The organism is Variovorax davisae, from assembly GCF_030316845.1.
Taxonomy (GTDB): domain Bacteria; phylum Pseudomonadota; class Gammaproteobacteria; order Burkholderiales; family Burkholderiaceae_C; genus Variovorax; species Variovorax davisae.
The window spans coordinates 155,841-170,102 of sequence record NZ_JASZYS010000003.1; the positions used below are offsets into that span (position 1 = coordinate 155,841).

Annotated in this window: 15 protein-coding genes and 1 pseudogene; 13 read left to right on the forward strand and 3 right to left on the reverse strand. The window is 60.7% G+C overall.

What is annotated here, in order from left to right; genetic code table 11:
- The first annotated feature begins 12 nt into the window (after nucleotides 1-12).
- On the forward strand, nucleotides 13-750 hold the full coding sequence (locus QTI33_RS08110; RefSeq protein WP_286505284.1) for a type IV toxin-antitoxin system AbiEi family antitoxin domain-containing protein: 738 nt from the start codon (nucleotides 13-15) through the stop codon (nucleotides 748-750).
- A gap of 30 nt (nucleotides 751-780) precedes the next feature.
- Entirely contained in the window at nucleotides 781-1,665 is an 885-nt protein-coding gene (locus tag QTI33_RS08115) for a nucleotidyl transferase AbiEii/AbiGii toxin family protein (RefSeq protein WP_286505745.1), read from the forward strand.
- Nucleotides 1,666-1,914: 249 nt separating this feature from the next.
- On the opposite strand, the gene QTI33_RS08120 is transcribed toward QTI33_RS08115, so the two are convergent.
- Nucleotides 1,915-2,172, reverse strand: coding sequence for a hypothetical protein (locus QTI33_RS08120; RefSeq protein WP_286505285.1), 258 nt, complete (start codon nucleotides 2,170-2,172; stop codon nucleotides 1,915-1,917).
- Between the two features lie 336 nt (nucleotides 2,173-2,508).
- On the opposite strand from QTI33_RS08120, the gene QTI33_RS08125 reads away from it, so the two are divergent.
- The 5 genes and pseudogenes from QTI33_RS08125 (at nucleotide 2,509) to QTI33_RS08145 (ending at nucleotide 6,636) form a co-directional block, all read left to right on the forward strand.
- Nucleotides 2,509-2,862, forward strand: a complete 354-nt coding sequence (locus tag QTI33_RS08125) for a hypothetical protein (RefSeq protein WP_286505286.1) — start codon at nucleotides 2,509-2,511, stop codon at nucleotides 2,860-2,862.
- Between the two features lie 347 nt (nucleotides 2,863-3,209).
- The gene (locus QTI33_RS08130) at nucleotides 3,210-3,908 is read left to right on the forward strand and encodes a hypothetical protein (RefSeq protein WP_286505287.1); all 699 of its coding nucleotides are present in this window, start codon (nucleotides 3,210-3,212) and stop codon (nucleotides 3,906-3,908) included.
- 666 nt (nucleotides 3,909-4,574) lie between these two features.
- Nucleotides 4,575-5,601, forward strand: a pseudogene (locus tag QTI33_RS08135) (IS110 family RNA-guided transposase).
- A gap of 533 nt (nucleotides 5,602-6,134) precedes the next feature.
- Entirely contained in the window at nucleotides 6,135-6,293 is a 159-nt protein-coding gene (locus QTI33_RS08140; RefSeq protein WP_286505288.1) for a hypothetical protein, read from the forward strand.
- Nucleotides 6,294-6,495: 202 nt separating this feature from the next.
- A complete protein-coding gene (locus QTI33_RS08145; RefSeq protein WP_286505289.1) occupies nucleotides 6,496-6,636 on the forward strand; it encodes a hypothetical protein in 141 nt (46 codons plus the stop codon).
- Between the two features lie 1,159 nt (nucleotides 6,637-7,795).
- Here QTI33_RS08145 and QTI33_RS08150 read toward each other — a convergent pair.
- Nucleotides 7,796-8,794: a YihY/virulence factor BrkB family protein gene (locus QTI33_RS08150; protein ID WP_286505290.1), complete on the reverse strand. Its 999-nt coding sequence runs from the start codon at nucleotides 8,792-8,794 to the stop codon at nucleotides 7,796-7,798.
- 88 nt (nucleotides 8,795-8,882) lie between these two features.
- On the opposite strand from QTI33_RS08150, the gene QTI33_RS08155 reads away from it, so the two are divergent.
- The gene (locus QTI33_RS08155; protein WP_286505291.1) at nucleotides 8,883-9,725 is read left to right on the forward strand and encodes a hypothetical protein; all 843 of its coding nucleotides are present in this window, start codon (nucleotides 8,883-8,885) and stop codon (nucleotides 9,723-9,725) included.
- Nucleotides 9,726-9,797: 72 nt separating this feature from the next.
- Nucleotides 9,798-9,998 carry a hypothetical protein gene (locus QTI33_RS08160; protein WP_286505292.1) on the forward strand — a complete coding sequence of 67 codons (201 nt, stop codon included), beginning with the start codon at nucleotides 9,798-9,800 and terminating at the stop codon, nucleotides 9,996-9,998.
- 111 nt (nucleotides 9,999-10,109) lie between these two features.
- On the opposite strand, the gene QTI33_RS08165 is transcribed toward QTI33_RS08160, so the two are convergent.
- Nucleotides 10,110-10,487: a response regulator gene (locus QTI33_RS08165; protein ID WP_286505293.1), complete on the reverse strand. Its 378-nt coding sequence runs from the start codon at nucleotides 10,485-10,487 to the stop codon at nucleotides 10,110-10,112.
- 198 nt (nucleotides 10,488-10,685) lie between these two features.
- Between QTI33_RS08165 and QTI33_RS08170 the strand changes: the two genes are divergently transcribed.
- From QTI33_RS08170 to QTI33_RS08185, 4 genes are all read left to right on the forward strand, one after another.
- Nucleotides 10,686-11,405 carry a Crp/Fnr family transcriptional regulator gene (locus QTI33_RS08170; protein WP_286505294.1) on the forward strand — a complete coding sequence of 240 codons (720 nt, stop codon included), beginning with the start codon at nucleotides 10,686-10,688 and terminating at the stop codon, nucleotides 11,403-11,405.
- 116 nt (nucleotides 11,406-11,521) lie between these two features.
- The gene (locus QTI33_RS08175; RefSeq protein ID WP_286505295.1) at nucleotides 11,522-12,214 is read left to right on the forward strand and encodes a Crp/Fnr family transcriptional regulator; all 693 of its coding nucleotides are present in this window, start codon (nucleotides 11,522-11,524) and stop codon (nucleotides 12,212-12,214) included.
- 192 nt (nucleotides 12,215-12,406) lie between these two features.
- A complete protein-coding gene (locus tag QTI33_RS08180) occupies nucleotides 12,407-12,583 on the forward strand; it encodes a hypothetical protein (protein WP_286505296.1) in 177 nt (58 codons plus the stop codon).
- 1,235 nt (nucleotides 12,584-13,818) lie between these two features.
- Nucleotides 13,819-14,103, forward strand: coding sequence for a hypothetical protein (locus QTI33_RS08185; RefSeq protein ID WP_286505297.1), 285 nt, complete (start codon nucleotides 13,819-13,821; stop codon nucleotides 14,101-14,103).
- Nucleotides 14,104-14,262 lie beyond the last annotated feature (159 nt).

Below are 14,262 nucleotides of genomic sequence, written 5' to 3' on the forward strand. Positions count from 1 at the left end.
AATAATCGTAGCGTGACTACGACGAACCGGTCAAAACTAAGCAATCTCTTCGCGCTGGTCCCTAGCGGCGTGCCTGTCACCAGCGAGGACTTGGGTCGGGAAGGCGTTTCGGCGGACCTTGCAGTGCACTACGTCCGGGCGGGTTGGCTGCGGCGCTTGGCGCGCGGGGTCTTCGTCCGGCCTGACGCCCCTTTGCAGCGGGACCCCAGCCTGTGGTTGCTGCAGCGTCTCGTTCCGGGCCTGCACGTAGGCGGGAAGACCGCGCTGGACTGGCATGGGGTGCGGCACTACGTCTCACAAGAGCCGAAGCTCCAGCTGTACGGGCTCAGGTCCGCCAAGCTCCCCGAGTGGTTTACCGACGCCTTCCCGGCGGAGTACCACCGCAAACAGATCTTTGGGAGTGATGCAATCGGCATGAAGCATGTGCGCCCGTTCGAAGGCCGCCCCAATGGCCCTAATGTCTCCGCTCCTGAGCGCGCGTTCCTCGAGCTTCTGAGCGAGGTCGGGGTGCGGCAACCGCTCGCTGAAGTGCGCGAGTTGGCTGAAAGCACTTACGGCTTCCGCGCATCGGTTCTCGGCGAATTGCTTGGAGACTGCACGAGCGTGAAGACGGTGCGCCTCTGCCTGCAACTCGGCCATGAGCAAGCCCTGCCGTGGGCGAAGAAACTTGATCCGGCGCGCCTTCCGACCGGGAGCGACCGGCCCTGGGTCTCCCAAACCAACGAGGGCCTGCTGGTCCTGAAAAAGTGAACGACAATCTATCTCAAGACCGCTCGTCTGCTGACCCAGGTCGCGCCATTCGTTTTCGCCGATGACGTCTTTGCGCTGAAGGGCGGCACCGCCATCAACCTGTTCGTTCGGGACATGCCGCGGCTGTCGGTCGATCTGGACCTGGTGCTTCCAGATCACGCCCTGTCCCGTGCGGCAGCAATCAGCCAGATCAAAACGTCACTCGGGAAAGCCTCGGACCAGCTCAAGTCCAAAGGCTTCCAGACACACCTGGCCGGGGCGCCGGAAGCGGGAGAAACAAAGCTCCTCGTCAAGCGAGAGGGTATCGAGGTCAAGGTCGAGGTGAACTATGTGATGCGCGGGACCGTCAGGCCTGTAGGCTTGGCGGGGCTCACGCCCAAGGCGCAGGACATCCTGGAGGCCGACTTGGAGATCCCGGTCGTATCGACCGATGACGTCTACGGGGGGAAGCTTGTGGCCGCCCTTGACCGCCAGCATCCGCGCGATCTGTTTGACGTGATGCACCTGTTGGGAAATGGCGGCATCACCGATGGCATTCGTCGCGCGTTCGTCGTGTACCTGGCGAGTCACAACAGGCCGCTTCACGAGGTCCTGTTCCCGCCGCTGCGCGACGTGACCTACGAATTCGAGGCGAACTTCAATGGCATGACTTCGGAGCCGGTCGAGTTGAATGCGCTGCTGGCGGCTCGCGACGAGATGATCGCCACGCTGCATGCAGGCCTAGACGCTGATGAGCGGGCATTCCTCATCTCCTTGGCAGCCGGCGAGCCCGCGTGGGACGGCCTGGCTCTGCCCCATCTGAGTGCCTTGCCCGCAATTCAGTGGAAGTTGCAGAACCTGGCGAAACTCAGAGCAACGAACAAGGAAAGTTCGAAGCGCAAGCCGGAGAACTGGCGACGAAGATCGCGGCGATAGCGACAGAGTCGGAAAGTCAGCCGCCATCTGCACCGAAGGGATAGACACCCCTTTGGCGCCCAGATGAGAGTTCGCCGCCCGGTGCGCGCCACACGGGCCATAGTCGATCCCCTCGCTCCAGCCCTTCCATGGCGCCGCGTGAATGCATGAATGGCTTGCCCATTTTGCGGCGTCACCGAAGGGCCGATCTTTGCGTGACCTGCGAAGGCGAGCACGAGACAAGCAGCAGCAAGGGGTTGGCGTTGGCGCTCAGGCAGCGTCAGCACCGCGCTTGTACATCGCCCACTTGATGGTCAGGATGTCTGCCGCAATCTTTGCCGCGTCGACGCCGGCGTAGTTCTCATCCGGATCGAACTCGAACGCTTCCTGATATCGCTTCACCTCTCCGAAATCCTGGTCGAAAACCATCGGACCCGTGAGCGTTGTTGGATCCGTGCCGGCTGGAAGCGCCAGGAATTTGTCCGGGTTGGTGGCGCTCTGGTAAAGATCGACGGTCAGGTGGCTCATGCTGGTCTCCGGAGGTTGGGTTGGGTTGGGTTGGGTTGGCCTGGACTGCGCCAGCCGGCCGGTCGCCGTTCAATGGCGCTCGGAATCCAGAGTGATTTGAAGCGGCATAGGGAGCAATCAGCGGCCGCCTACAGATGGCGAGAATGCGCTGCTCGTGGCGCGTTGATGGCGGAACTGCTGCGGACACGAGCCCCGCGACACCCAGCATGCCCTGCGGGAACTTTCCCCATCGAGTTTGCGCGGCGACGAAGCCTTTTGTGTTCACAACTGCAAAAAGGGGCGACTTCTTTCTATATCCATGGGTTCCCTTCTTTTTCGACCAGCAAAGGAGCTCCCATGTCGAATGCCAGCCATCAGTTCATCCCCGGCCCCATGTTCCAGCGTGCATACGCGACCAATCCAGTCGCGCAGTGCGCCTGGCGATTTCTGAACGACGAGAGACAGGTCCGGCCAATGGTGACGGGCACCAGGCGCGGGCTCGCAGCCCTGGACTTGGTCCAGGCGGATTTGGCCCGGGCCTTTGAAGAGCTTCATGCAGGTGACGAAACGGCGAAGCACCTCAAGCGGATGATCGGCCGCATGGCACGCCAGATCATGAAGCGAGAGGGGTTCGTCTTCGAGCGCAGTGGCATCCCGGTCTCTGATCGGATCCTGTTCTCAAGCGCCGCGCGCTATCGCAGCCGCAGCTGAGGTCGGCGGAGGGCCGCTTCGCCCGCTGAGCCGGGGGCCGGCGTCTCTGTTCGCCACTGCTGGCGCTCGGGGTGAAGGTTGCAGCGCGCCGGCGGAGGGGCTCGACAGCACCCTTCGATTGGCGCAGCATTATTGCCCAGCGCTTCCTTCGGCGAGGTAACGATGAGCACGAGGATCCACGATGCTGAGGTCCAGTTCCTGACCATAGCGGTTGCAAAGGATGTCGGCTTGGACCAGAAAGGCCTTGTGGCCGAGTTCGACTCCCTATTCGCCACTCGAAGCGAACAGCGTCTACAGCAATCCTGATCTACTCAGTGGTTGCGCCCGGATTCAGCAGATACGTCCGCATGCTCGTCGATGCTCGCCGGCCGATTCCCATCTCCCAGTTTCTGGTGTACGCATGGTCAGCAGAGGCGGCGTTAGGGCTGCCGATGTCGGTGCAAGCAAAGGCGTCGTTGCTCGAGCATGACCGTGGGTTCGTGAAGTGGATCGGTTCTCTTGGCATTGCTGTCGAGACAGCGGCTTCATTTAACTGCATCAACGCCTTTGAACGAGCCTCTCAAAAACTGCAAGGTCCAATCCACTGGTCCTCTCGCCGTGCTCGGGCCAAATCGGTGGCACTCGACGCCGCAAATGCCTCACTCCTCGACCACGATGCTTTCTCGGCGTTCGTTGGGGGGGCTCGAAAATCGATGTATCAGTACAACTACGACCGTTGGAATGAGCGCGAGAAGCGCTACTGCGCTGAAGCACCAATCTCAAACGATTGGAGTCCGGCCGCAATTGTGGAGCATCCGAAAGCCACGCTTGACCCGGAATTGGTAATTCGTCGTCACGAGCGACGGACTCTCGTCCCAGGCATAAACGATGTCTTGTCGATGTGGCCAAACGGTCGAGCGGCCATACTGAAAGACGTTCGGGTGCGTGGCGTCACGCCCAGCCTCACTCGCTGCTACGTCTGCCCCTGGAGGAAATGGATACGCAAGAGCGCGCCTTCCAATGGGCGGCGCGCCACACCGTCGCGGGCCTCTACATTCCATTCATGACGCCATCCGCTCGACAGGTGGCGATGGCGGCTTGGTTCGCGAGCAGGCCCACAAGGTCGCTTGACTATCGAATGCCAGGGTCCTTCTGGCCCCAAAATCCTTAAGGCACATGCGTTGGCTCTTGCCGACGGACGCAACGTGTCGCGCGAAACGAAGATCGATAAACGATGAATGCGTGCAACGAGGACGCTTAGTTGCGATCCTCGGCCATGTGGTCCTGTCGTCCGATGGAGCCGCTATCGATCTTTCGCTTGTTCGATCGGCAGCGGCAGCCAGATTTCGTGCGCTGGGCTTTCTGAACCTCAGATCAGGCGTTCGCGACACTTCGGTAGAGGAGTGGTTTCGCACGACTGAGGTTTCGAAGTTCCTCAACGCATGCCAGCATGGCTATCTCACCTCGGTCAGGGCACCTGGATCTCGCAATGCTTGGACCCGCGCAAAAGATTGGATCCTGTAACTTTTCTTTTACTTTGGAGCGCGCTCGGGTGGGCTTCGACCGAACGGGCTTGTGCGGCCCTAGAACAAGCCGCATGGGGGAACCTCCTCCGCTAGGCGCGCCGAGGAGCCCGCGATCGGTAAGCAATGGGATGGACGCCCCCACCTGACGGCATGAACGTGCCAGAGTGGAAGTGTCACTAACCACTTGAACCGAAAGGGGCGTCCACCATGAAGATTACAACTGTTGGCATCGACTTGGCAAAGAACGTGTTCCAGGTCCACGGAGTCAATGAGTACGGGAAGGCTGTGTTCAAGAAGCAACTTCGACGCGATCAGGTGACCGCGTTCTTCGTCAACATGCCGCCGTGCCTCATCGGCATGGAGGCATGCGGCAGCGCCCACCATTGGGCCCGCAAGCTTGGAGGCATGGGTCACACGGTGCGATTGATGGCGCCACAGTTCGTCAAGCCCTACGTCAAGACAAACAAGAACGACGCTGCTGATGCCGAGGCCATCTGCGAGGCGGTTGGCCGGCCGAGCATGCGCTTCGTGCCGGTGAAGAATGTCGAACAGCAAGCGGTGCTCGCATCGCGTGCGCCAAGGCTTCGTCAGGGCACGCACAGCCCAAGCCAACCAAATTAGGGGTCTGCTCGGCGAGTTTGGAATTGTCTTCGCAGGGCATCGGCTACATCGCTACCCGCGCTCCTGCGTTGATAGAAGACGGCGCCAACGACCTGCCTGGCGCGTTTCGGCTGTTGGTGCAACGCCTGCTGGATCATCTCAAGGCCCTGGATCACCAAGTCGAAGAGCTGGAGGCAAAGATTCAGGCCTGGCATCGAAGCAGTGACCTCAGTGCAAGCTTGCCCAAGTTCCAGGCATCGGGCCGATCACCGCCAGCGCGCTCGTCGCTTCGATTGGTGACGCCAAGAACTTCGACAGCGGTCGCCAAGTAGCAGCGTGGCTCGGCCTCGTGCCCAAGCAGCACTCCTCTCACGGCAAGGCCAACCTGCTGGGCATGAGCAAGCGGGGCGATACCTACCTTCGAACGCTGCTGATACACGGTGCGCGCTCGGTGATCTACCGAGTCAGTCAAAAAGTGGAGGCCTGTGGCTGGATCGCCGGCGTAGTCAATCGACGCAACAAGAACGTTGCTGCGGTGGCGTTGGCGGACAAGAACGCTCGAATCGTCTGGGCTCTTCTGGCGCACGATCGCCACTTCGACGCCGGCTACGTCCGTCAGGCAACGACCGCTTGACCGAACCTAAACAGAACACCAACGACTTCAGGGAGAACGAACCACTGATTGCTCAGGCGAGCATGAAGTGATGGCAAGACAGGTCAGACCGTGGTTGGCAAAGCCCGTGCCGTGCGAGGCACCCAGAGTGCGTGTAAGCGATCGAGGTGCCAACCAGCGAACCCCCATGAGGGACCGTTGCCCAAAAGGCGCATCAAAGTCCGAATGTACGGGTGCAATCTTTACCTTCGAGGCATCGCGAATTGAGAGCTTGGCATAGGGGGCGTCCATGTACGCACGGTAAAGTCATCTGGTCGGCCGGCATCGTGCCCGCGATTAAGATGTGGACACGATAGACGGCGTGATTAAGCGAGCCACTCGTCGCAGGCACAGCGCGCAGTTCAAGGCAGAGGTCCTGGAGGCGTGCCGGCATCCTGGCACGTCGGCCGCCGATCGCGAGGCTGTACAACCTGAACGCGAAAGTGGTGCACCGGTGGCGCACAGATGGTCGCAAGGCGGCGCCGCCGAAGTCGACGGACGTTCCGACCCTGCCGATGCCCGACTTCATCTCTCTCGATGTACAGCCTGAGGCCGAGATCCCGGTCCGCGACATCCGCATCGAACTGAAGCGAGGCAGTGCCACCGCGCTGGTGCACTGGCCGGTGGAGTCAGCATCGTCGTGCGCAGCCTGGCTGCGCGAGTGGCTGCGTTGAACCGATCGCTCTTTGCCAGGATTGAGCTGACGTCGCCGCGCGGCGCTGTTGGCCGCCGCTCTTCCGGCAGCAATGAGCGACATCAAGAACGTCCAAAAAGACTTGCCTGCAGCACGGGAAAACCAATGCAAGTGCCGGGGCGCACGCGGTAAGAGTCTATGCCCATGATGCAGTCAACGCGGTTGGCAAGAAGATTGACAGCATGAAAGGCCAAGCCGCTGATCTGAAGCAGCGGGGCATGCATTTCGCGGCGGACGAGCCGATGAAGGCGGTTGCATATGCCGCGGCGGGTAGCGCGGTTGTTACCGCTGTCCTGCTGAGGTTGATGCGCGCACGCCGTTAGTCCATTTCACGGTCTCAATGTGATCTCGGTCTGGTCGACTAAGCGCAGAGCCCGCCGGTTGCCGGTCCGACCGAGAATTTCTTGCGGGAACGGTTTCCGCGCGACGTCCCTAGTCATCAATGGCACAAAATCCGGGAGGTGGGATGTGCTATCCCGTGCCGCCTGATCCGAGGCCTGATATGTTGTGGCGCTGCTCAAATGCGACGCATATCCAAATGGACGCGCCGATGAGAAGCAGCGTGTCGGAGTCCGCGCTGTCAAGCGTTGGTTGCAGCCTGTCCAGCAGGTCAGCCAGGCGTGAAATCGCGTCGCTGAATGGGAGCACGCGCCCTTCACCCGCCAATCGGGACATGAGCTCAACTAATTCGTGCCGAGCCATCTCAAAATTGGACTCGGAGGGCCGGAGCAGATGCCGACGCGCTATGGGACCTTGTTCGCTCACGATTTCCGACCGGCGCAGCAGAGCGGCGGGTCGCGGCGAGGATGCGGTCGACGAGGGCCGGCGCTGTGGGGCATGAACGCTTTGAACATTGGTTTGGGCCATGGGACCCCTGTGGAATCATGGCAAACGCGACGTTCGATCGCCGCGCCCCGTGCTGTGATCCCACCAACCGCTGATCTCTGACCCGCATCAGCTCATGACTCGGCGAAAAGCGTGCAGGCCGAAAGGTCGTTGAAGGCAGAACGATCGAGTTCATGGATACCTCGTCAATGGACGCAATCCGCCCTCTCCATTCAACGCGGGAGCCAGAACCGAGGCTCACTTCTGCTTTGTGAAGATGATTGCCAAACGTCTCAGCCAGTGAAGCATGCGGACGGGCTGATGCGGCGCGCCAGCGTCAACGTCTTCGTTGTGAAGAACGCGGGCGAGCACCGATAGCTGTTCTACAACAAGCAAACTTCACGTACTGCAACTGACGACGGCGACCTGGACGGATTCCGAAGGACCTGCTCGGCTTTTTGCTCCTGTCGTGACTGGGAACGCTTCGACAGAGCGGTGACTGCGACGGCTGCGCCGGCTCCGAAGGGCTACCCGCGTTCGATCACAGGGAAGCCCGAGGGACTCGTGGGGCGGTAGGGGTACCGCGTGACCGCGCCGAGCCACTGGGTTCCGGTGTCTCCGAATGCTTCCCTGCGCCCTGGGAGGCACAGCGTAAGTTCAGGACTTCAATGCGTTGGCGATCGCGCGACGTTGCTTTTTTTGCATGGCTTTCATGCACTTGTCCGCAAAGACACCCAGCGCGGTAATGATGCCCAATGCGGCGAGCTTGGGAACAAGAGTAGCAAAGGCCTTCGACACTCGGACATCGAGTTCTTGCTGCATTTCGGCGGATCGTGCCAGCCCCGAATCGGGCACCGGTGCCGTTTCCGTTTGCTTCTTTCCTTGGGAGTCCGATGCAGTCTGTTCGGACGCGGCCGATCCATGCTCCTGCGCGTAGATTTTGGTGAACTCTGCGCCGAGGAGAAATATCTGAGCTGCGTAGTAGACCCAGACGAGCAGCAACACCAACGACCCGGCGCCCGCGAATGAGTTCGCCATGCCGCTCTTACCTAGGTAGAGGCTGATCAGAGACTTGCCGATTTCAAACAGAACAGCGGTGACGATCGCGCCCATCCAAACGTCGCGCCATTCAACTTTCGTCGTTGGCATGAACTTGAAGATCATCGCGAAGAGGACAGTGGTCACCCCAATGGAGACCACCATGTTCAGGGCGTGCAACAGGATCTCTTGCTCCGGAACCAGTCCTCCGACGAACTTGCCGACCGCCGCGAGGCCGGTGCTGACCAATAGCGACACCATTAGCAGGAAGGAGAGGCCGAGGATAAGCCCAAACGAGAACACGCGCGCCCTCAGGACGCCCCAAATGCCGCTGGGCTTTTGAGATTCGGGAACATGCCAGATGCGGTCCAGGGCACTTTGAAGTTCACCGAAGACGCTCGTCGCACCAATGATCAATACTGCGATGCTTATCGCAGCGGCCAAATTTCCATCGCCGCTGATGGCGGCGCTCTTGACCATGGCCTGCACCGCCTTGGCGGATTCTTCGCCGACCATGCCGGACAGCTGGCTCGCGATCTGCCCTTGGACGGCTTCGGCGCCGAAGGCCAGGCCAGCGACTGCAATCACAAGTACCAGCAAAGGCGCAAGCGAGAACATCCCGTGAACACGTGCAGTAGGAAGGCGCCGATATACACGCTCAATCCTTCGTGTAAGTTAAGAGGAACTCCAGACGAGGCGGCCATCCATGCCCACCCTTTGTGAACATTGCGGGCAAAGCAACCGCGCAACTGCGATGTTCTGCATTGGGTGCGCGGGGAAGCTGCCCGGATTCGCGCCATCCGGTCCGTCCGCGCTTGAGGCGATGAAGGCGTTGTCGCTGCGAAGGGGCGGTGCTGCGTCCGATGGAGCGTCGGAATCCAGTCTTGGGGAACCCTTGCTGCCCTCCGAGACCAAGGCGTTCTGGTTGCAACTCGGAGCGCTGGGCATCGCCATGTCGATCGGCTTCGTGGTCTGGTTCCTACACGCCACGGGCAGGCCTTCCGTCCCTTCGCTCGGCAAGCTGATGCAGTCGGCCGAAACGACGGTGCCAGAGGTTGTGACCAAAGAGGTCGTGGCGGTCGCCCCACAACGCTCATGGCCGCCTTCCATCCAAACAGTACAACCTACGCCGGAGCCCAGAGCCGCGGCCGGTTTGCTGCCCGGTACTTCGGCCAGCAAAGCGACGGTCGCCAAATCCTCGGCGCCAACCGGCGTCGCTTCGTCTCTCGAGTCGAGCCCCGATCGTCGGGTTCAGGCTGTGAGAGATTTCTATCGCGCTCTGTCCGCGGCGGATGGCAGGACGGCGGCAGCGTTCGTCGTCCCTGCCAAGCGCGGCCTCGGCCCAGTCAACGAGGCCAATATCTCAAGGTTTTATGGCTCATTCGATCGGCCGCTTCTCGTTCGGTCGATCCGACCCATAGACGCCACCCTAGTCGAGGCCAGGTACAGCTATCGAGTTTCAAGGACGACGTGCGAAGGCACTGCGTTCGTTGAAACCGAGCGAGTCGGTCGGAAAACCTTGATACGGCGCATTCGCGCCAACTGCTAACCGCATTGCGGCCACTGTACGATCTCGCATAACTGCCCGTCGACCGGCGCGGGTAACTTGAAGAAGCACGAGATGTCTGAACAATACCCTTGCTTAGCCGTCTTCTTCGACAACCCTGGCGAGGGAAACTTCGTCTGGATCGTGCTCGAGAGCACGGGTTATCCCGCCGTCTGGCTTGATCTTGACACAGGCAGTGACTCCTCCGCTTGGCTCGAGGCGTTCGAAGCAGGCAACAACGCATTACTTGCCAACATCGACGACCAAAGTCTATGACCGAGCGCGGAAGCCTTGGGGGAAGGGGAAGAAGACAACTAGCAAGCTGCGGAAATAGGACGACAGCTGCCCGCTTCGGACAGGGTCTTCAGCTGAACCGAAACTTGGCATCTATTCATGTACACACCTAGTCAGGCAGTATTCAAAGAATTCTTCCAACTCTGTTGACTTGTCGAACACGCGGTCCGCGCCGGCCTGCTTGCACGCGATGCGGGTAGCCTGCGTCGGATAGTTGGTCAGCACGACCACGCGCTGATTGGGTCCTCGCCCGTTGCACCAACGTACAACGCCCAGACCATTGCCTTGCTTAAGGAAGAAATCGACGACCGCGAGGTCCCACTCCCCCTTGTGATGCGCCAGCCAGGCAATCGCTCCGTCCTGGGTTTCCGCGGTGGCCAGCACGTGCGCGGCGCCTAGGTCCGCTAGGGCCGGAATCAGGTTGTCGCGGATCTTCTCGTTGTCTTCGACGAGGAATGCTGAAATTTTCATGGGAAATCTGGATAACAGCTAGAGCCTGTTCGCCGCAGGAAAAGTAGCCGTGAGCGGAGAGGCTCAATGCAGGTAGGCGAAATCGACAGCTCTCGAGTTTTTGCCCGCGGTTTTCCTTCAAAAGGGTCTTAAGTTCGCTATCGAACACAGAAAATTTATAATTGCGTTTCGCCCCTCCTACGCGCAAGGACAACTTGCATGGTCGATTTCGAGGACGTCAGAATGAACGGACTGCTCGCGGCATTGCCAGAGGCCGAACTTCAGCGTTGGCTGCCGCAAATCGAGGCGGTCGAGCTGCCCCTCGGTTACGTGCTCTACGAACCTGGCGCCACGCTAACGCACGTGTACTTCCCGACGACCGCCATCGTGTCGCTGCTGTACGTCCTGGAAAACGGAAGTTCAGCGGAGATCGCCGTAGTCGGCAAGGAAGGCATCGTCGGCATAGCGCTGTTCATGGGCGGGGGCTCCACACCGAACCGTGCGGTCGTCCAGAGCGCCGGCAAGGGACTGCGGCTCAGCGCGCGAGCAATGACCGAGGAGTTCAATCGCGCAGGTCCGGTTTTGCATCTCCTGCTGCGCTACACCCAGGCCCTCATCGCGCAGATGTCGCAGACGGCAGTGTGCAACCGTCATCATGCGCTGGACCAGCAGCTGTGTCGGTGGCTTTTGCTGAGCCTGGATCGCCTGCGCGGCAACGACCTGGTGATGACGCAGGAATTGATCGCCAACATGCTGGGCGTCCGGCGCGAAGGCGTCACCGAGGCCGCGATGAAACTGCAGGTGGCCGGTCTGATTCGATATGCGCGCGGGCGCATCAAGGTCCTAGACCGGGAAAGGTTAGAAGCTCGCTCGTGCGAATGCTACGCCGTGGTGAAGAACGAGTACGACCGCCTCCTTCCGGGTGGCAAGGCCACTTGAGCGCAGTGCGCGAGCCAAAAGCGCATACTGCCCTCACCCCTCGACACGGCAGACTTCGCAGCACGGCTACCTGATATCCCCGTCACTCGGTGGCATAACCGAGATCGGAGACCCACGTGGTCAAAGCCCAAAACCAGCTTATCCAGCTGCTGCCCCGCGCTGAGCGACAGCGGCTTATCGCTGCCAGCGACATGTTCGAACTGAATCTGAGCGATGTGCTTTGCGAGCCGGGCGACGTGACGCGCTACGCGTACTTCCCCGTCGATGGGTTCATCTCGTTGCTGAAGACGGTCGACGAAAGCCGAGTTCTGGAGGTCGGTATGGTGGGCCGGGAAGGAATGGTCGGCGTCCAGATCGCGCTGGGCATGTCCGTCGTACCCTTGCGCGCGGTGGTGCAGGGCCAGGGCGTGACATTGCGGATTGGCGTCGGCGAGCTGGACGCATACCTCGCAGACAGCCCCGCCCTGCGGCGGGTATTGAATCGCTATGTCTACGTACTCATGACGCAGTTCGCCACCTCGGCCGCGTGCCTGCGCCACCATCAGATCGGGCAGCGACTGGCACGCTGGCTGCTGATGATGCAGGACCGGGCGCGCACAGACAACTTTCCCGTAACCCAGGAGTTCCTCGCCTTTATGCTGGGGGTGCGGCGCGTCAGCATCACGGCCGCCGCGAGCGAGCTTCAACACGCTGGGCATATCCGATATGCGAGGGGCGACCTTACCGTGCTCCACCGCGCGGGCTTGGAAGAGATCGCCTGCAGCTGTTACACCTCCGACCAGCGCGCCTACACCGAGACGTTCAGTTAGGAAAAACCTGGAATCCGTGTCAATTTGTAACTATGTGCGGTAGGGCACAGATCGAGGAGCATTCCAGAATTTATCGTTGGGCTCGTGAATGCGTTCGCCCTCGCGCCCCAAAGCATGTCGCCTTCCAGGGACGGCGACTTGGCACTTGTGCGAGATCGGACCATATGGGCCTCGTCGGTTGTGGCTGAGCCAATGGAAGGCGGTTTCAGCTATCACGCTGACATCTTTGCGAACGGCGTTTTCGTCTGCCGCGTCGCGCTTTCGGGTCAGTTCCCGGATGAGGCAGCAGCCCAGATCGAACTGGACCGCCGCTTGGCGCGGTGGATCGCCGAGTACGAACTCCGGTCGCAGAAGGCCAAGTGGGGCTGAAATGAATCCTCTGCCCGACCTATGATCTTGGATGCCATGCCGCCGACGGAACCTTCTAGCTCGATGCTATTGGCAAGGCTGAAATGGGAAGCCGCCTGTGAGCGGGTCGACTTCGCCCTGGATCCTCCGCCAGGTTTACCTGCGGACCGTGCGATGGAATTGGCACTCGTGATCAGGTTTGTAGAGGCTGCGCTGAAGGAAGTGCGAGCTGCGTACATGGCCGACGCGCAGCGTCCCGAGCTTCGAGCGAAGCCATACCTCAGGGGACTGGAGCTACCGTGATCTGCGAGGCGATTCATCGCTTCGACGCCGCAAGCGTAAGGTTTGCCTTCTATCCTGGGGGCTTCGATGGACCGCGTGTACTTGGCGAAATCGCAGACAAGGCACTGAGGGACTTTTTCGATGCACACGGGGGGCCCGAGAGTCTGTTGTCAGCCTGTGAGACGAATTTCGACCTTATCGAAGCCATGGCCTTGGATCACTACGCCAGGAGGCCAGACCATCCTGTCCTGCTGGAATCCGATGATTTCTGCTGCGCCCTAGTTCCGACGGGATAAACACCTTGCGGCGCAGATCGCCGCGCGGATCTTCGCGCTCGCAGTGGCTGACCGCGGTCCACGACGTTGGTCCCGCCAGCTGCCCTTGCCTCTCCTGTGGCGTGCCGTCCTGCATTAACTCCGCGACGCGGCTTGCATCGGCAGGCCCAGGATTCGTGGCACCTTTGTACGATCAGGTTCGATCGAACTGGAGGGCCCAATGACTGAGTAACACAACTTCTCACCCTGGACGCAGAGGAAGGTGTCGAGAAATCCTCCACCCGTGTCTTCGAGGTTTGCAAAGCTGCCCAGCGGCGCGCCGCCCGCGCTGCACAAGTTCGCAGGGGCCACTTCGGAGCAGGGACGGGGAAGAAAGGTCTGGCCGAGGCTTCCTTCAGCACAGCGAGACCATCAACGCGAAGGTGTTGGAGCTCGCTCCAGCGGGCGATGTTTACTCGACAGAGAATCCCTTGAAGCTCAGCACTGGAGATTTCGAATAGGGATGCCCGTCCCGGCTCACTCGCTCGTGGCCTTGAGGGCGCGGGTGGACGTGCTCCTGATTCAAGATCGGCGGCGCGCCGTCCTTCAAGCAGCCCCCATGTGGGACTGCATGCCGGTGCCCTTATTCTCCGGCACCATCGGAAGAAGTTCCCACGAGGCCCAGAACCATGCCAACAGAATCCAGCACTCCCATTTCCGATGGCCACTCGCTCGAATACCGCGGCTTCCGCTTTAAGCTACGCGCAGAGCCCGTTCCGAGGCGGCTATCAGCCTATCGTCGTTCTTGTTCGAACTCCCGCGGATGAGGAAGAGACGCAACTGCCCAACGACACCGAGGAAATTGTTTATGGGACCGAGGCGGAAGCTACCCGTCACGCCGAGCAGCAGGCAATGCGCTGGGTTCATGACCGCACCGCCCTCTCCCGCCATCGAGGTGAACCCGAGAAAGACGCGATCGTGAGCAAGACCGGTTCTGCCGGCTGACGCCGGTGCCGTTCGACGCGAGCTCTTGGATCCCTTCGAAGTTCGTTTGGCACGCCTCAAGCAAGCTATCCGGCCCACACGGGCACCAAACACATCGCAGTGCCACCTCTGCAATCTCAGCGAGGATGCGGGGTCCATCGAGACCCTCGGGATAGACGG